Source organism: Cellulomonas cellasea, from assembly GCF_030372105.1.
Taxonomy (GTDB): Bacteria; Actinomycetota; Actinomycetes; order Actinomycetales; family Cellulomonadaceae; genus Cellulomonas_A; species Cellulomonas_A cellasea_A.
Window position 1 is genome coordinate 224,908 of the sequence record NZ_JAUDBQ010000002.1, and the last position, 16,974, is coordinate 241,881.

Here is a 16,974-nt window from a genome sequence, read left to right on the forward strand (position 1 = left end):
TCGCTCCCACCGTCGGGTTCCCGTCCCTGCACTGATCTTGCGCCCTCACACGGCGCGTGGCCAGCGTGCGGGCCGAGCCCACGGCCCACAACCCTCAGGCCAGTCCTCCGACGTGGACGCCCTGCGCCCGCAGCAGCTCGACGCCAGCCGGCGAGGGGTGGGCGCCCTCCAGGTCCACGCCCAACAGGGCTGGCAGCTCGGTGAGTGGGGTGAGGTCGGGCACCGGGTTCCCGCCGAGCCACAACTCGTCGAGGGCGCTGAAGCCGGTGAAGCGCGCCGCGTCGTCGATGCGGTTGTCGGCGATGTCGAGCATGACCAGGGCGGGCAGCCCGCCCAGCGGCGCCGGGTCGGCCACGCGGTTCGCCGACACGGTCAGGCGGTTGAGCTCGCTCAACCCCGCGAGCGGCGACACGTCCACGATGGCGTTCCCGCTCACGTCGAGCGTGACGAGCCTGGTCAGCGCCGCCAGAGGCGCGAGGTCGACCACCTCGTTGCGGGCGAGCCCGAGGTGCCGGATGCCCGGCGCGGAGGCGAGCGGCCCCAGGTCCCGGATCTGGTTGTCGGACAGGCCCACGTCTTGCAGGGGAAGCCCGCGCAACGGCTCGAGGTCGGTCACCTGGTTGTGGGTGAGCTTGAGCACGCTCAGCGAGTTCAGGTCGCTGAGTGGCGTGAGGTCTGACACGTCGTGCTCGGACAGGTCCAGCGTCGCGAGGTTCCGCAGCGACTCGATCCCTATGAGGCTTGTCACGCGGGGGCTCGTCGCACCGGGCTCCTGTGAATCAGCCGTGTCCACGTCGCAGGCGAGGCTGCGCACCTGTGACAGCGCGGCCCGCGAGACCTTGGCCGTCACGCCAGCGGCGCCGGTGGACTGCGCCACGCATGCGGCGAGCCGGGGGTCCGGGAAGACCTCGGCCAGGACGATCCGCGGGCCCCACTGGTACCAGCCGCCGGCGCCGCCCGCGGCCAGCGCCACACCGAGGAGGGCCGCCGCCGTGCGCGCCACCCACCGCGGGCGGGGGCGGACCGGCGCGGCGCCCGGCTCGGACACGGTGGGCCACTGCAGCCACGTGCGGTGGAACGCCACGGCGGCAAGCAGGGCTCCAGCCGCGAGCAGGGCGATCCCGCGCAGCAGGTCAGTGCTGGCGAGCGGCGACATCGACGGCACGAGCCGCAGGGTGCGCCATGCGTTGAGCAGCGACGACATCGCGAAGAAGGCGCAGGTGACGACCAGCAGCACCACCGAGGCCACGACGAGGCCCCGGCGGCGCCCACTGCGGGCGCGGGCCATCGCCACCCCCGCCAGTGCCAGTCCCGCACCGGCCAGCACCCAGCCCCACGGCGCCAGCCCGTAGCCGGACACCACGAAGATCCGCCAGTGGATGGTCGCCAGGCGCAGCGAGAGGAACCGCAGCTCGGCCGCGAGCACCAAGCCCGCGACGGCGAGCGCGGAGCCCGCCAGGGCCAGTGCGACGCCACGGCGACGGCGGTCGGCCTCGGAGGCTGTGAGCAGCAGCACGGGCGCCAGGCCGAGCACCAGGACGAGCACCCCCAGTGGGCGGCTCGCGCTGGAGCCCAGCAGGGGGGCCGAGACCGGCAGGGCCGCCGCCCCCACGATCGCCGCGATCGCGAACCAGACCCACTGCCGTCGACGCATCCGTCGAGTATCGGGGCGCCGGCGGGCGATCGGCGCCCACTCGAACGAGTGGGCCGCACATTCCGCCGATCGGGCTACCCTTCCTCCGGGTGATCGGGCGATCGATCCCCGTTCGAGGCATTTTCCGGTTCAGCCCTGCGCGTTCGCACGGCTTCTGTGACGAGCGAGGCTGACAGCTCCATGATGGGCGCACACCATGCCGCCACCGGCGCGGCGGCCTGGGTGGCCGTCGCCGGCACTATCCCGTACACGCTGGGCTGGTACCCGGTGTCCGACTCCGGGCTCCTCGTCGGCTCGGTGGTGTGCGCGGGGGCCGCGTTGCTGCCCGACGCCGACCACCACTCCGGGACGATCAGCCAGTCCCTGCCGCCGTTGTCCCGGTGGGTGACGCGCGGCGTCTCGGCGGTCTCGGGGGGCCACCGCAACGGCACCCACTCGCTGCTGGCGGTGCCAGTCGCCACCGGGGGCGCGATGCTGCTGGGGCTGATCGGCGTGCACAGCGAGACGTTCGGCCGGATCGCGATCGGCGCGGGCCTGCTGTCGGTGCTGCTGGTCGCCTATGCCCTCAAGGCGTTCCGGCTGACCAAGGAGGGCTCCTGGCTGCGGTCCTGGGTGCTCGCCGTGTCGATCTCCGTGGCCGTCACGCTGTTCTCGTCGAGCCGCTGGGAGTGGCTGCCGGTGTGCGTGGGGCTGGGCGTGAGCGTGCACATCGTCGGCGACATGCTCACCAAGGGCGGCGTCGCGCTGCTGTGGCCGTGGGAGCCGCGCCCACCCCGTTGGTGGACGCGGACTCCGGGGCTCAACCGGGTCTGGCAGCGCGGCGGGAACCTCGGCCTGCCGATCCTCGGGCGCACGGGCTCGGCCCGCGAGTGGACGTTCGCCATCCCGGTGTCGCTGTACGCCAGCTACGGCGCCGTGGCCGCGGTGATGGGCATGCTGGAGTAGCCGGAGCCTCCCTCAGAGCACCGCCGCGTCTGTCGGCTCCGGGTCCCCCCGGTCGGGTGTCACGGCCAGCCGCGCGCCGGGGATCGCGTCCAGCAGCTCGCGGGTGTACTCCTCGCGCGGGTGGTCGAACACCTCGTCGGTGGTGGCCGACTCGACGATCCGGCCGTCCTGCATGACGCACACCTCGTCGGCGATCTGCCGCACCACTGCCAGGTCGTGGGTGATGAACAGGTAGGTCAGCCCCAGCTCGGTCTGCAGGTCGTTGAGCAGCGTCAGCACCTGGGCCTGCACCAGCACGTCGAGGGCGGAGACGGCCTCGTCGCACACGATCATCTCGGGCTCCAGGGCCAGGGCTCGCGCGATGGCGATGCGCTGCCGCTGCCCGCCGGACAGCTCGTTGGGGAACCGGCGCATCGTCGAGGCCGGCAGCGCCACCAGGTCCAGCAGCTCGCGCACCCGCGCCTCACGCGTGCGCTTGTCGCCCACGCCGTGGATGCGCAGCGGCTCCTCGATGGTGCGGTAGATGGAGTACATGGGGTCCAGCGAGCCGTACGGGTTCTGGAAGATCGGCTGCACGCGCCGCCGGAAGTCGAACAGCTGCCGGCGGTCGAGGGTGCTCACGTCCGTGCCGTCGACGAGCACCCGGCCGCTGGTGGGCTCAAGCAGGTTGAGCACGATCTTCGCCACCGTGGACTTCCCCGAGCCCGACTCCCCCACCAGCGCGGTGGTGGTGCCCCGCGGAATGGCGAAGGTGACGTCGTCGACGGCGGTGAGCTCGCGGGTGGCCCCGGGACGGCCGCCGGGCAGCCGGAACACCCGGGTGAGGTTCTCCACGCTGACGATGTCGTCGCGGCGGCTCGGGCCGTCGGCGGCGCCGGCCTGCGCGAGCAGCTCGGACGAGCGGACGCCCCGCTCCTTCGCGCTCTGGATGCGGCGCGAGGCGAGCGACGGCGCCGAGGCGACGAGCCGTCGGGTGTACGGGTGGCTGGGGTCCGCGAGGATCTCGCGGGCGGGCCCGGACTCGACGACCTTCCCCCGGTACATCACCACCAGGTGGTCGGCGCGCTCAGCGGCGAGCCCCAGGTCGTGGGTGATGAACAGCACCGCGGTGCCGAGCTCCTGGGTGAGGCCCTGCAGGTGGTCCAGGACGGTCCGCTGCACTGTGACGTCGAGCGCCGAGGTGGGCTCGTCGGCGATGAGCAGCTGGGGGCGCGCGGCCAGCCCGATGGCGATGAGCGCGCGCTGCAGCATCCCGCCGGAGAACTGGTGCGGGTACTGCTTGGCCCGCCGGGCGGCGTCGCGCAGCCCCGCCTCGGCCAGCAGCTCGTTCGCGCGCGCCGTGGCGGCGGCCCCGGTGGCGACGCCGTTCGCGCGCAGCGCCTCCTTGACCTGGAACCCGACCTTCCACACCGGGTTGAGGTTGGACATCGGATCCTGCGGGACCAGGCCGATCTCCTTGCCGCGCAGCGCCACCATGTCCTTGGCGCCCGCATGCGTGATGTCGACGCCGCCGAACTCGATCGTCCCCCCGGTGACCTTCCCGGTGCCGGGCAGCAGCCCGATCACGGCATGCGCGGTCGTGGACTTGCCCGACCCGGACTCGCCGACGATCGCGACCGTCTGCCCCGGGTACACGGTCAGGCTGACGCCGCGCACCGCCTGCACCAGGCCGTTCGCCGTGGCGAACGACACCTCCAGGTCGCTGATGCGCAGCAGCGGCTCGACGGTCGTGGCGAGCGTGGGGGCCTGGGTGTCGATCTCGACGGGGATCATCGGGTGCGCGCCTTCGGGTCCAGGGCGTCGCGCACGGCGTCGCCCATCATGATGAAGCTGAGCACGGTCAACGCGAGCGCCGCCGACGGGTAGAACAGCACCATCGGCTCGCTGCGCAGCGACGTCTGCGCCTTCGCGATGTCGGCGCCCCACGAGGTGATCTGGGGCGGCAGCCCGATCCCCAGGAAGGACAGCGTCGCCTCGGCCACGATGTAGGTGCCGAGCGCCACCGTCGAGGTCACGATGACCGGGCCGGAGGCGTTGGGCGCCACATGCCGGATGAGCGTCGCGAGCCGGGAGGCGCCGAGCGCCCGCGCGGCGGTGACGAACTCCGAGTGCCGCACCGCCACGACGGCGCCGCGGGTCACGCGGGCGAGCTGCGGCCAGCCGAAGATGCCCAGCACCAGCACCACCGTGAGGATGTTGCGGCTCTCCTTGAACATCTGCATGACGACGATCGCGGCGAGCACCAGCGGGATCGCGAAGAAGATGTCCGTCACGCGGGATAGCAGCGAGTCGAACCACCCGCCGTAGAACCCGGCCACACCGCCCACGATCCCCCCGACGATGAGCACCAGCAGCGTGGTCAGCACGCCGGTGGCCACCGACGCCCGGGCGCCGTAGATGGTGCGGGCGTAGATGTCGCAGCCCTGCCGGTCGAAGCCGAACGGGTGCCCGGCGGTTGGCTCGCCCAACGAGTTCCGCAACTCGCAGAACCGCGGGTCGAGCGACGTGAACATCGTCGGGAACGCGGCCACCAGCAGCACCAGGGCGATCAGCGCGGCCGAGACCCAGAACAGCGGGCGGCGGCGCAGGTTCTGCCAGGCGTCGGCCCACAGGCTCGTGGGCGCCGACGTCTCGTCGATCTGGTCGACGAGGCCCAGTTCGGTGTCGGCCGCGAAGAAGTGGGCCTGATCCGGCCGCACGGGGGCGTCAGGCATAACGGATCCTCGGGTCCAGGGCCGCGTAGAGCACGTCGACGACGAGGTTCGCGGCGATGTAGATGACGACCAGCACGGTGGTCAGGGACACGACAGTGGACGACTGCCCCTGCAGGATCGCCCGGTAGAGCGTCCCGCCGACGCCGTTGATGTTGAAGATGCCCTCGGTGATGATCGCCCCGCCCATCAGGGCGCCCAAGTCGGCCCCGAGGAACGTCACCACCGGGATCAGCGAGTTGCGCAGCACATGCACCGTGACGACCCGCGGCCGGGACAGGCCCTTGGCTGTGGCCGTGCGCACGTAGTCGGCGGTGAGGTTCTCCGCGACGGAGGTGCGCGTCAGGCGCAACACATACGCCAGCGACACGGCGCCCAGCACCATCGCGGGCAGCAGCAGCGTCCGGAAGCTCACATCCGAGCCGACCGTCGGCGGCAGCACGCCCCACTTCACCCCCACGGTGAACTGGAGCACGAAGCCGATGACGAAGGTCGGCACGGCGATGACGAACAGGCTCACGATCAGCACCGTCGCGTCGAATGCCTTGCCCTTGCGCAGCCCGGCCACGAGCCCCGCCGCGACGCCGAGCACCGCCTCGAACACGAGCGCCATGAACGCGAGCTTGAACGTGGTGGGCAGCGCCTCGCCGATGACGTCGCGGACTGAGCGGCCGGAGAACGTCGTGCCGAAGTCGAACGTCACAACGCCCTTGAGGTACAGCAGGTACTGCACCAGGAAGGGCTTGTCGAGGTTGAAGCTCTCCCGGATGCGCTCGACGAGCGCAGGGCTGAGCCCGCGGTCGCCGCCCAGCGCCGCGACCGGATCGCCCGGGAGGGCGAAGACCATCGCGTAGATCAGCAGCGTCGCCCCCAGGAACACGGGGATCGTCTGCACAAGCCGTCGGCCGATGTACCAGGCCACAGCGGGACCTCCTCAGGTGGGTCCTGGGCAGTCGTCGGCGGGGACGGGAGCTGTCCCGTCCCCGCCGGCTCCTGCGATCAGTTCTTGGTCACCTCGTTGAGCAAGGGGACGCTGTTCCACCCGAACGTGACGTTGCTGACGGTGTCCGCCGAGCCGCCGGTGGCGTTGGCGTACCACAGCGGGATCGCCGGGAGGTCGGTGAAGAGCACCTCCTGGACCTTGACGAACTTCGCGTTGGCCTCCTCGATCGAGCCGGCGGCCGCGCCCTCGGCGAGCAGCGTGTCGACCTCGGCGGAGGAGTAGTCACCGTCGTTGGACCCCGCGCCGGTGCCGTAGAGCGGGCCGAGGAAGTTGTAGAGGCCCGGGTAGTCGGCCTGCCATCCCGACCGGAAGGCGCCCGTGATGGTGCGGGCGGTGACCTCAGTGCGCAGGTCCTTGAACGAGGGGAACGGGTTGCCCTCGGCGGAGATGCCCAGGGTGTTGCGCAGCCCGTTGGTCACGGCGTCGACCCATGCCTGGTGGCCGCCGTCGGTGTTGTAGCCGATGGTGAACGTGCCGCTGAACGGCGCGATGGCGTCGGCCTCGGCCCACAGCTTCTTGGCCTTCTCCGGGTCGTACTCGAGCACCTCGGAGCCGGTGACGGAGTCCGACCAGCCGTCGATGACGGGTGACGTGAAGTCGGACGCGGGGGTGCGGGTGCCCTGGAAGATCGCCTCGGTGACCTCGGCGCGGTTGATCGCGAGCGAGATGGCCTGGCGGCGGAGCTTGCCCTCCTCGCCGGAGAAGTGGGCGAGGCTCTGCGGGATCGTGAACGACTGGAACACGGCGGCGGGCTGGTTCACCGCGCGGTCGCCCAGCTCGGACTCGTAGGTGCCGAACGCGCTGTCCGGGATCTGGTCGAGCACGTCGAGCTGGCCCGCGAGCAGGTCGTTGTAGGCGCCGTCGAGCGTCTCGTAGAACTTGACGACGACGCCGCCGTTCGCGACGGTGCGGTCGCCCGCGTAGTCCGGGTTGGGGACCAGCGACGCCTGGACGTTGTGCTCCCAGGCCCCTTCGCCGTCGAGCTTGTAGAGGCCGTTGCCGACAGGGCTCTCACCGAAGGCGTCCATGTCCGCGAACGCTGACTCGGGCAGCGGGTAGAACGCCGAGTAGCCGAGCCGCAGCGGGAAGTCGGACTCCGGCTGCGTCAGCGTCACGGTGAACGTGGTGTCGTCGACGACCTTGAGGCCCGTGAGGTCGGAGTCCACGTCGTAGGAGAAGCCCTCGATGGGCTCGAAGAAGTAGCTGGAGAGCTGCTCGTTGCTGAGCTTGGCGCCGTAATTCCAGGCGTCCACGAAGCTGCTCGAGGTGACGGGCTCGCCGTTGGAGAACGTCCAGCCCTCCTTGAGGGTGATCGTGAAGGTCTGCGCGTCCTCAGTCTCGATGGACTCGGCGACCTCGTTGACGGCCTTGCCGTCGGCCTCGTAGTGCACGAGGCCGGAGAAGATCAGGTCGAGGATCTTCCCGCCGCCCACCTCGTTGGTGTTGGTGGGGATGAGCGGGTTCTGCGGCTCGCTGCCCCACGCGGTGACGATGCCCTGCGACGTTCCACCCTCAGTGGTCTCCGCGTCCCCGCTGCCGCCTGTGTCGCTGCACGCGGCGAGGGCGAGGGCCGCCACTGCCGCGAGGCCGACGATGCGCTTGATCTTCACTGTTCCTCCTGGAGGGTCACGTGCGAGGGGTGACGACGGGAGTCGGGGTGGCCGCTCTCGTTCAACGCGAGGACACTACGGTCCGGATGTCACGTTGATGACGCTTCGTCGCAATCGTTATTGGAGTGATACCACCCGGTAACACCCCGGTAGCGCGACCGACCACGCCGCCCGCTTTCGCACGGTCGACACCGTCGGCGACCTCAATGACCCCTATGTCCTATCAGTGCGCGGCGCTGGTGACCAGGCCCCCGCTGATCCGGGCGCCCGCGCGCCGCTACGCGCCGGGGGCCGGCTCCTCGATCACATGAGCGCGGGTGAAGCGGACCCGGTCGCCGAACCGTGGCCGTCGCAGGCGGTAGGGCTCGCAGTCCACCCGGCCCATGTGCCAGCCGTCGCCCTCATCGCCGACCTCGACGCGCACCCACAGCCGCTCCACGGCACTGGGCCACACCCGCTCGAAGGCGAGCTTGACGACGCTGCCCTCCTCCAGCGGCGGCAGGCCATCGCCCTCATCGCCGCCCCCGTCGCCCGATGACCAGCGCACCGGGATGTCACTCCGGATCGCGAGGAGCAGCCGCCAGGGGAACAGCACCCGGCCGAGCAGGTCCCGCCGCTCGCCGCGGACGCGTCGGGGCCTCCCGATTCCACTCATGCGGCGAGGATAGGCGCGAGCCACCCCGAACACGCGCGAACGCGACGATCCAGGCACGAGGCGCCAACGGGCACGGGCGAGGCCGGCGAGGTCAGGGACGCCGCTCGCAGCCGACGCCGTCGCCGTCGCCGTCGAGGTGCGGGGCGTAGCCCGGATCGCCGAGCCGCACCGGCGCGGCGCCAGCACTCCAAGCCTCGGCGCAGTTCTTGTAGGGCGCGGACTCCGGCGCGGACTCCGGCTCAGGGGCGGGCTCAGTGGCGGGTGCGGGCGCAGCCGCCGGCGGGATCGCGGACCCGGTGGGAAGCGGCTCGTCCGGGCACGCCGACAGGACGCTGGCCATCGCGTCCTGCTCCGCGGCCGTCACCCACAGCCCGTAGGCGAGTTTCACGCCGACCTGCCGTGCCACGTACGCGCAGCGGTAGGCCTTGTTCGGCGGCAGCCACGTCGCGGTGTCACCCGCGCCCTTCTGGGCGTTGAGCGGGCCGTCGACGGCCAGCAGGTTGAGCGGGTCGTTGGCGAACTGCTCGCGGGTGGGGGCGTCCCACTGCTGGGCGCCCTTCTGCCAGGCGTCGGCCAGGGCCACGACGTGGTCGATCTGCACCGCGGAAGACGTGTCCTGGCCGCGCTGGAACGCGATGACCGTCCCGCTGTAGGGGTCGGCGAGGGTTCCCGACAGCACGACGCAGGATCGGGTCCCCGGCTTGTGCGTGAGGTCGGTGAGGTCACGGCCGAGCACGTCGTTGCGCTGGTCGCACCCATTGCGGTCGGTGTCCTTCCAGGCGGCGCCGAATTGGTCGCGCGAGTACCCCGTCTTCGGGGCGCGCCCCTTGACCTCGAGCAGCAGCGCAGCGGCGAGGGCGGACTGCGCCGCCGCGACCTCGCCCGCCGGGGCGAGGTCGGCCTCGGGGACGGGCTCGGCGTCGACGCCGGTCTCGACCTCGACCGCGGCGGCGGGCGCCGAGGCAGCGCCCGGCGCGGCCTCCACCTGCTCGCAACCCGCGAGCAGTGGCCCGGCGAGCAGCGCCAGGGCCAGCGCGGGCGCGACCGTGGACCAGGAGCGTCGGGCGACGTGAGTGCTCATACCCAGCCATCGGCACGCGCGGCGCCCGACGCGAGCCGCGGGTGACGCCGGGCCGTCAGGCTCCGGCCCCCCGCTCGGCCGCGACGAGCTCGCGCAGCGCTGGCGCGACCTCCTGGCCGAACCGCGCCAGGGCGGCCGGGTCGTCACTCTGCAGGATGTACGCGCTGAAGCCGTGCTCGAGGGACAGCGCGGCCAGGTGGTCGACCCACTGCTGCGGCGGCCCGGACAGCGGCCCCTCCCCCGCAGGCCCGAACGTGCCGCTGATGTTCACCAGTCGCCGCACGGCGGCGGGCTCGCGTCCGGCGGCGAGCGCCGCCTCGTCGATGGTGGCGTTCGCGGCGACGAGCTCGGCGGGCGGGATCCGGCCCATCGACGGCAGCCACCCGTCGGCCTTGCGCCCGGTCAGGCGGAGCATGCGCGGCTTGAGGGCGCCGAGCCAGATGTCGATGCGGTGCGCGGGCGCGGGGCCGCGCTTCGCGCCGTCGACGTGGTGGTGGGACCCGGCGACGTGCAGCCGGGCGCGGTCGCCCGTGTCCCAGATGCCGCGGATCACGTCGAGGGCCTCGCTCAAGGCGTCGACGGCCTGGCCGGGGCTGAGCCGCTGGCCGCCCATCGCCTCGATGGCGTCCCAGAACGCCCCGGCGCCCAGCCCCAGCTCGACGCGCCCGCCGCTGAGCAGGTCGAGGCTCGCGGCGGCCCGGGCCAGCACGGCGGGCTGCCGCAGCGGGAGGTTGAGCACGTTGCCGGCCAGGTGGATGCGCCGGGTGCGGGCCGCGACGTAGGACATCAGCGTCCAGGTGTCGAGGAAGGCCGGCTGGTACGGGTGGTCTTGGAAGGTCGCGAGGTCCAGGCCGGCCCGCTCCGACTCCTGGGCGAGCACCACAGCCTGCTGCGGGTCGGCATTGACCGGCGTGATGAAGGAGCCGAAGAGGAGGTCGTGCCCGTAGTCAGGCATGCGCCTGCTCCTGGGTCCCCGCGGGGCGGCGCACGGGTGGTGTCGCCGCTGCCGCGGTGGCTGCGGCGACGTCGATCAGCACCTCTGCCGCTCGGCGTGCCTGCGCGGCGGCGTCGGGGGCGCCGGCGATCGCGGCGGTGGTCTGGGCCCCCTCGGCGAGGATCGCGAGCTGTGCCGCGAGCTCCGGCGTGCCGCCCGCGTCGGCGACCAGCCGGGCGACGTACTCCTGGAACGACTGCTTGTGGGCGCGGGTCTCCGCGGCGACGACCACGGAGGTGCCGCCCAGCTCGGCGAAGGTGTTGATGAAGCCGCAGCCCCGGAACCCGTCGTCGGCGAACCAGTCCGCGAGGTAGTCGAAGACGGCCAGCAGCCTGGCGCGCGGGCTGCCCGCCTGGCCCACCCTGCCCTCGACGCCGTCGGACCAGAGCCGGTGGCGGCGCTGGAGCACGGCCAGGACGATGTCGGACTTCGAGGGGAACAGCGCGTACAGCGCCTTGAGGGACACGCCGGCGGCGGTGCGCAGCTCGTCCATGCCCACAGCTTGGATGCCACGCGCGTAGTAGAGGCGGTCAGCGGCCTCCACGACTCGGGCACGGGTCTCTTGCTCGTTCATCACGCCATAGTACTTGCCAAGAGAACGTGCGTTCTCTACGGTGGTGACCACAGCAGAGAACGATCGTTCTCTCAGTCCCAGAGAGCAGGGGTCCATGGGCTACATCACTGTCGGAACCGAGAACAGCACGAGCATCGACCTGTACTACGAGGACCACGGCGCAGGTCAGCCGGTCGTGCTGATCCACGGCTACCCGCTCAACGGCGACTCCTGGGAGAAGCAGACCGCCGCCCTCCTCGACGCCGGTTACCGCGTCATCACCTACGACCGCCGCGGCTTCGGCCGCTCGAGCCGCCCCACCGAGGGCTACGACTACGACACGTTCGCCGCCGACCTGAACACCCTGCTCGAGACCCTGGACCTCCGCGACGCCGTGCTCGTCGGCTTCTCGATGGGCACCGGCGAGGTCGGCCGCTACCTGGGCTCCTACGGCTCGGAGCGGATCGCGAAGGCGGCGTTCCTCGGCTCGCTCGAGCCCTTCCTGCTCCAGACCCCTGACAACCCCACCGGCGTCCCGCAGGAGGTCTTCGACGGCCTCCTCGCCGCCGTCAAGGCGGACCGGTACGCGTTCTTCACCGAGTTCTTCACCAACTTCTTCAACACTGACGAGTTCTTGGGCAACCGCCTGAGCGAAGAGGCGCTGCGCGCGAGCTGGGACGTGGCCTCCACCGCGAGCCCGCACGCCTCCGTGGCAGCGCACCCGACGTGGCTCACGGACTTCCGTGGCGACGTCGCCAAGATCGACGTCCCGGCGCTGATCGTGCACGGCACCGCCGACCGCATCCTGCCGATCGACGCCACCGGCCGGCTGTTCGCCAAGTCGCTCCCTGCCGCCGACTACGTGGAGATCGAGGGCGCGCCGCACGGCCTGCTGTGGACCCACGGCGCCGAGGTCAACGAGGCGCTCCTCGCCTTCCTCGCCAAGTAGCAGTGGGCCGGGCACTGCCCGGCCGAGCGCACGGCGACCACCGCACCGCAGCCGCGGCCGGTGGTCGTCGTGCGTGCCCCGTCGCGCGTCGGCCCGCGCCCGCGCGACAGCCCGCCTCTCAGGAAACCGACGCACGCTGGTCGCCGATCCAGAAGGGGGAAGCACGTGACTCGACGACTGACGTTCCTGACAGCCATCCTCGGCTGTCTCGCCCTCCTATTCGGATGGTCGATGGGCTTCGACGGCGCCGCCGCCGAACGCCTCCGCAAGGCCTCCCCGGACGCCTCCCGCACGGCGTCCTCCACCGACTCCGGGTCCGATGACGCCTCCGACGACGCGTCCCCCGACGCGGCGGCGCAGGCCGAGGACTCCCCCGAGGCCGCCGCGTCAGGGGGAGCAGCCGCCTCCTCGGACGCGCAGGCGAAGGACGAGCAGTGGCGCGGCTACTGGGTGGACAGCTTCAACGAGGGCATCTCCACCCCTGACGAGGTGCGCCAGATGGTCGCCGACGCCCAGGCCGTGGGCGCCAACGCGCTCGTCGTGCAGGTGGCCCGCTGGTTCGACTGCTTCTGCGACGACTCGACGCTCCCCCGCACCGACGCCGACCTCGACCCGGGGTACGACCCGCTCGAGGAGGTCGTGGACCAGGCCCACGCCGCAGGCCTCGAGGTGCACGCGTGGGTGAACTCCACCACGCTGTGGAGCCGCAGCACCCCGCCGGAGTCCCCTGACCACGTGTACAACACGAACGGCTTCTCGGCCTCGGGCTCCGACCGGTGGCTGAACAAGCGCAACGACGGCGTCGAGAAGATCGGCACCATGTCGTACATCGACCCCGCCAACCCGGCGGCCGTGGACTACCTGGTCGACGGCGTGGTCTCCATCGCGGAGAACTACGACATCGACGGCGTGAACCTCGACTACATCCGCTACCCGGACGACTCCGCGAACACCAACGCGAACGACTGGGGCTACTCGGAGACCTCGCTGGCGCGCTTCGCCGCGGAGACCGGCCGCACCGACGTGCCGGCGCCCAACGACCAGCAGTTCAGCGACTGGCGGCGCGAGCAGGTCACCAACATGGTCCGCAAGGTCTACGTCGGCCTGTACGAGAACGACCCGAGCGACCGGCTCAGCGTGAACGCGGTCACCTACGGCGACGGGCCGATCACCGTCGGCGCCTGGGAGTCCACCCAGCCGTACCTGGGCGTTCTGCAGGACTGGAAGGGCTGGCTGGACGAGGGCATCGTCGACACCGTCATGACGATGAACTACAAGAGCCACTCCAGCACCAACTCGCTGCGCCGCTTCGACGAGTGGAACGCCGCGCTGCTGGAGTACCAGGCGGGCCGCCACGGGGTCGCCGGGCCGGGGCTGTACCTCAACGACGTCGCCGAGAACGTCGCCCAGGCACAGCGCGTCGACGACCTGGGGCTGGGCTGGAACGGCTACAGCTACGCCAACACCACCGAGGCGGCAGCCGACTCGAGTGACGTGGCCGTGGACCGCGCCGAGCGCGCCGCGCTGACCAGCGCGCTGCGCTCCGGGGTGTTCGCGGACGACGTCGCAGTGCCCGAGATGACCTGGAAGACCAGCCCGTCCACGGGCATGGTGTCCGGGACCGTCGACCTGCAGGGCGGCGGGCCGGTGGACGTCGTGCTGCAGGCGGACGGCGGCGAGCAGGTCGTCACCCGCACCGACGCCAGCGGGTGGTTCGGCGCCACCGGCCTCGAGCCCGGCACGTACACGGTGCGGGCGGGCGAGTCCGACGCGACGGTCCACGTCCAGAAGGGCGAGGTCGCCGAGGTGGGGCTCAATGCCGCAGGCGACTGACGGCCTTCCGCGCCTCCTCCACCCACAGCACGGCTGACGCCACCGCCACCGCGACGAGCCACTGGCCCCCGGTCAGCGCGGTGGTGGTGAAGAAGCCCTGCAGCGCCGGCGTCTGCACGACCAGCACCTGCAGCACCACGATCGCGGCCAGCGCGAGCCACAGCGCGCGGTTGGTGAACGTGGCGCGGGTGAAGACGCTGGCCTCGCGGCTGCGCACGTTCAGCAGGTTGAACACCTGCGAGAACACGAATGTGGTGAAGGCGAGGGTGCCCGCGGTGGTGGCGACATCGGCCTGGGGCTCGGGGCCGGGCGCCAGCTCCAGCACCGCCAGGGCGCCGATCGCCATCACGAGCGCGGACAGCGTGATGCGCAGGATGCGCGGCCCGGTGAGGATGCACTCGCCCACCGCCCGCGGTGGGCGGCGCATCACCCCGGGGTCGGGCCGGTCCAGGCCCAGCGCCATCGCGGGCGGGCCGTCCATGATGATGTTGACCCACAGCACCTGCAGGGCGGTGAACGGCGCCCCGCCCGCGATCCCGACGGCGCCCGCGACGAGGAAGATCAGCACGAAGCCCCACGACGTGGCGATCTGGAAGCGCACGAACTTCACGACGTTGTCGTAGATCCCGCGCCCCTCGCGCACGGCGGCGACGATCGTCGCGAAGTTGTCGTCGGTGAGGATCATCGACGCGGCGCCCTTGGAGACCTCGGTGCCGGTGATCCCCATCGCGATGCCGATGTCGGCCTGCTTGAGCGCGGGGGCGTCGTTCACGCCGTCCCCGGTCATGGCCACCACCGAGCCGTCGGCGCGCAGCCCGTCGACCAGGCGGATCTTGTGCTCGGGGCTCACCCGGGCGATGACGCCGAAGCCGCGGGCGCGCTCGGCCAGCTGGGCGTCGTCGAGGTCGTCGAGCACCGCCCCGGAGACCGCCTCCCCCTCGATGCCCAGGTCGCGGGCGATCGCCGAGGCGGTGCCGACGTGGTCGCCGGTGATCATGTGCACGCTGATGCCGGCCTCGCGGGCCTCGGCGATCGCCGCGCGCGCCTCGGGGCGCGGCGGGTCGACGATCCCGACGAGGGCCAGCAGCGTCAGCCCGTCGACATGGCGGGCGAGGTCCTCGACGTCGAGCGAGCCGATGGCCTCGGGGTCGATCTCCGAGGCGGGCACGTCCCCTGCCGCGACGGCCATGCCGCGCAGCCCGCGGGAGCCGATCTGCTCGGTCAGCGCGGCGAGGCGCTCACGCTGCGCCGCGTCGAGCGGGACCTTCCCCGTCGGGGTGTCCAGCCACGCGCAGCGGGCCAGCACCACGTCCGGCCCTCCCTTGACGAACAGCCGCGCGCCGCTCTCGCCCGGGACCAGCCCTTCTGCCCAGGCGGCCAGGGTCGCCTGGGCCTCAGCGTCCGCGGGAGCCTCGCCGCGCACGGCAGCCCACGGGTGGAACGTCGCCATGTACTTGCGGTCGGAGTCGAAGGGGATCTCGGCGACCCGGGGCCAGGCGCGGCGTGCGGCGTCCACGTCGAGCCCGCCCTTGGCGGCGAGCACCACGAGGGCGCCCTCGGTGGGGTCGCCCACCAGCTCGCCGTCGCGCAGCACCGCCTCGCTCGCCAGGGCCATGCCCAGCAGCGCGCGGCGCACGTCCGGCGCGGGGCCCTCGCCCGTCACCTCGAGCGTGCCGTCGGTGGAGTAGCCCTCCCCCGTCACCTCGAAGAGCCGCTGCCCGGCGAACAGCTCGCGCGCCGTCATCTGGTTGAGGGTCAGCGTGCCGGTCTTGTCGGTTGCGATGTGCGCGGTCGAGCCGAGCGTCTCCACGGAGGACAGCCGCTTGAGGATCGCGCCCTGCCGCGCGAGCCGCCCCGCGCCCATCGCGAGGGTGAAGGTGACGACGGCCGTCAACCCCTCGGGGATCGTCGCGACGGCCAGCGCCACAGCCGTCAGGAACAGGTCGGCGGGCGCCACGCCCCGCAGCAGGCCGAGCGCGAAGACGATGACGATGACGACGCCGGCGATGATGCTGAGGAACTTGGCGAGCTGCGCGATCTGCCGTTGCAGCGGCGTGGTCTCGCGCCCGGCCGAGCTGAGCAGCCCCGCGACGCGGCCGATCTCGGTGCGCATGCCGGTGGCCGTGACGAGCAGCGCGCCGCGCCCACGCGTGACGGCGGTGCTCATGTAGGCCATGTCAGTGCGGTCGCCGAGGCTCGCGGCAGGGTCGCCCAGCGCGGACACGTCCTTGCTGACCGGCGCCGACTCCCCGGTGAGGGCCGACTCCTGCACCTCCAGGCCCGCCGCCTCGATCAGCCGCCCGTCAGCCGGGACGACGTCGCCCGGCTCCAGCAGCACGACGTCCCCGGGCACGAGCCCGTCGGCCTCGACCTGCTCGACCCGCCCGTCCCGGCGCACTGTCGCGCGCGTGACGGTCATGTCCTGCAGCGCGCGGAGGCTGTTCTCGGCCCGGCGCTCCTGGACCAGGTTGAGGATCGCGTTGAAGACGACCACCACGAGGATGACGATGGGCGTCTCGAGCTCACGGGACACCACCGCGCTGACCACCGCCGCGGCCAGCAGCACGAGCGTCATCGGCTCGACCAGGAGGGCCAGGACCTTGCGCCACGCCGGCGTCGGGGGCGCCTGCTCGAGCTGGTTGGGGCCGACGTCCGCCAGCCGTCGGGCGATCTCGGGGCCGTCCAGGCCGCGTCGGGGATCGACGGCGAGCGCGGTCTTGGCCTCGTCGATCGTCAGGACGTGCCACGGACGGGCGTCCCCGGACGTCGTGTCGGCTGTGGCGATGGGGTCTGCCTCGGGCATCTGCCCATCCTCGCATCGCGCCTCGTCGCACGCGGACCCGGCGCCGCGCCGCGGGACGACGGCCCGGCCACCGGTCGCCGCGCGCAGTCGCCGTGCGTAGCGTGGTGGGGTCCATTCGGACACGGGTGGACGAGCCGAGAGCGCGGCCTCGGACCCTGCGGTTGTCCCGGCGGCCTCGGCTCC

Annotated in this window: 13 protein-coding genes; 3 read left to right on the forward strand and 10 right to left on the reverse strand. The window is 72.2% G+C overall.

The window, feature by feature from the left end; genetic code table 11:
• Window positions 1-94 precede the first annotated feature (94 nt).
• Entirely contained in the window at window positions 95-1,654 is a 1,560-nt protein-coding gene (locus tag QUV83_RS02950) for a leucine-rich repeat domain-containing protein (RefSeq protein ID WP_289562490.1), read from the reverse strand.
• Window positions 1,655-1,837: 183 nt separating this feature from the next.
• On the opposite strand from QUV83_RS02950, the gene QUV83_RS02955 reads away from it, so the two are divergent.
• On the forward strand, window positions 1,838-2,599 hold the full coding sequence (locus QUV83_RS02955; RefSeq protein ID WP_289562493.1) for a metal-dependent hydrolase: 762 nt from the start codon (window positions 1,838-1,840) through the stop codon (window positions 2,597-2,599).
• 12 nt (window positions 2,600-2,611) lie between these two features.
• On the opposite strand, the gene QUV83_RS02960 is transcribed toward QUV83_RS02955, so the two are convergent.
• The 8 genes from QUV83_RS02960 to QUV83_RS02995 all read right to left on the reverse strand — a co-directional run bounded on the left by QUV83_RS02960 (window position 2,612) and on the right by QUV83_RS02995 (window position 11,227).
• Window positions 2,612-4,372, reverse strand: coding sequence for a dipeptide ABC transporter ATP-binding protein (locus QUV83_RS02960; RefSeq protein WP_289562495.1), 1,761 nt, complete (start codon window positions 4,370-4,372; stop codon window positions 2,612-2,614).
• Window positions 4,369-5,313, reverse strand: a complete 945-nt coding sequence (locus tag QUV83_RS02965) for an ABC transporter permease (RefSeq protein ID WP_289562497.1) — start codon at window positions 5,311-5,313, stop codon at window positions 4,369-4,371. The genes QUV83_RS02960 and QUV83_RS02965 overlap by 4 nt, the downstream gene beginning before the upstream one ends.
• Window positions 5,306-6,232 carry an ABC transporter permease gene (locus QUV83_RS02970; RefSeq protein WP_289562499.1) on the reverse strand — a complete coding sequence of 309 codons (927 nt, stop codon included), beginning with the start codon at window positions 6,230-6,232 and terminating at the stop codon, window positions 5,306-5,308. The genes QUV83_RS02965 and QUV83_RS02970 overlap by 8 nt, the downstream gene beginning before the upstream one ends.
• A 77-nt stretch (window positions 6,233-6,309) precedes the next feature.
• A complete protein-coding gene (locus QUV83_RS02975) occupies window positions 6,310-7,923 on the reverse strand; it encodes a peptide ABC transporter substrate-binding protein (protein WP_289562500.1) in 1,614 nt (537 codons plus the stop codon).
• 277 nt (window positions 7,924-8,200) lie between these two features.
• Window positions 8,201-8,578: a hypothetical protein gene (locus QUV83_RS02980; protein WP_289562502.1), complete on the reverse strand. Its 378-nt coding sequence runs from the start codon at window positions 8,576-8,578 to the stop codon at window positions 8,201-8,203.
• Window positions 8,579-8,669: 91 nt separating this feature from the next.
• Window positions 8,670-9,659 carry a GmrSD restriction endonuclease domain-containing protein gene (locus QUV83_RS02985; protein ID WP_289562504.1) on the reverse strand — a complete coding sequence of 330 codons (990 nt, stop codon included), beginning with the start codon at window positions 9,657-9,659 and terminating at the stop codon, window positions 8,670-8,672.
• Between the two features lie 55 nt (window positions 9,660-9,714).
• Complete coding sequence (locus QUV83_RS02990; RefSeq protein WP_354003918.1) at window positions 9,715-10,614, reverse strand: LLM class flavin-dependent oxidoreductase; 900 nt, start codon at window positions 10,612-10,614, stop codon at window positions 9,715-9,717.
• Window positions 10,607-11,227 (reverse strand): TetR/AcrR family transcriptional regulator, encoded by a 621-nt coding sequence (locus QUV83_RS02995; protein WP_289562506.1) that lies wholly within the window; start codon window positions 11,225-11,227, stop codon window positions 10,607-10,609. The genes QUV83_RS02990 and QUV83_RS02995 overlap by 8 nt, the downstream gene beginning before the upstream one ends.
• A 94-nt stretch (window positions 11,228-11,321) precedes the next feature.
• Here QUV83_RS02995 and QUV83_RS03000 point away from each other — a divergent pair, with 94 nt between their 5' ends.
• Together QUV83_RS03000 and QUV83_RS03005 are read left to right on the forward strand one after the other, a co-directional pair.
• Window positions 11,322-12,155, forward strand: a complete 834-nt coding sequence (locus QUV83_RS03000) for an alpha/beta fold hydrolase (protein WP_066582541.1) — start codon at window positions 11,322-11,324, stop codon at window positions 12,153-12,155.
• 165 nt (window positions 12,156-12,320) lie between these two features.
• On the forward strand, window positions 12,321-13,988 hold the full coding sequence (locus QUV83_RS03005; protein WP_289562509.1) for a family 10 glycosylhydrolase: 1,668 nt from the start codon (window positions 12,321-12,323) through the stop codon (window positions 13,986-13,988).
• Here the strand turns inward: QUV83_RS03005 and QUV83_RS03010 are convergent.
• Entirely contained in the window at window positions 13,969-16,791 is a 2,823-nt protein-coding gene (locus tag QUV83_RS03010) for a cation-translocating P-type ATPase (RefSeq protein WP_289562511.1), read from the reverse strand. The genes QUV83_RS03005 and QUV83_RS03010 overlap by 20 nt on opposite strands.
• Window positions 16,792-16,974: the final 183 nt, after the last annotated feature.

Bases quoted from the DNA above. Each gene is read 5' to 3' on its own strand.
- QUV83_RS02950 (WP_289562490.1), bottom strand. From the start codon at position 1,654: ATGCGTCGACGGCAGTGGGTCTGGTTCGCGATCGCGGCGATCGTGGGG.
- QUV83_RS02955 (WP_289562493.1), top strand. From the start codon at position 1,838: ATGGGCGCACACCATGCCGCCACCGGCGCGGCGGCCTGGGTGGCCGTC.
- QUV83_RS02960 (WP_289562495.1), bottom strand. From the start codon at position 4,372: ATGATCCCCGTCGAGATCGACACCCAGGCCCCCACGCTCGCCACGACC.
- QUV83_RS02965 (WP_289562497.1), bottom strand. From the start codon at position 5,313: ATGCCTGACGCCCCCGTGCGGCCGGATCAGGCCCACTTCTTCGCGGCC.
- QUV83_RS02980 (WP_289562502.1), bottom strand. From the start codon at position 8,578: ATGAGTGGAATCGGGAGGCCCCGACGCGTCCGCGGCGAGCGGCGGGAC.
- QUV83_RS02985 (WP_289562504.1), bottom strand. From the start codon at position 9,659: ATGAGCACTCACGTCGCCCGACGCTCCTGGTCCACGGTCGCGCCCGCG.
- QUV83_RS02990 (WP_354003918.1), bottom strand. From the start codon at position 10,614: ATGCCTGACTACGGGCACGACCTCCTCTTCGGCTCCTTCATCACGCCG.
- QUV83_RS02995 (WP_289562506.1), bottom strand. From the start codon at position 11,227: ATGAACGAGCAAGAGACCCGTGCCCGAGTCGTGGAGGCCGCTGACCGC.
- QUV83_RS03000 (WP_066582541.1), top strand. From the start codon at position 11,322: ATGGGCTACATCACTGTCGGAACCGAGAACAGCACGAGCATCGACCTG.
- QUV83_RS03010 (WP_289562511.1), bottom strand. From the start codon at position 16,791: ATGCCCGAGGCAGACCCCATCGCCACAGCCGACACGACGTCCGGGGAC.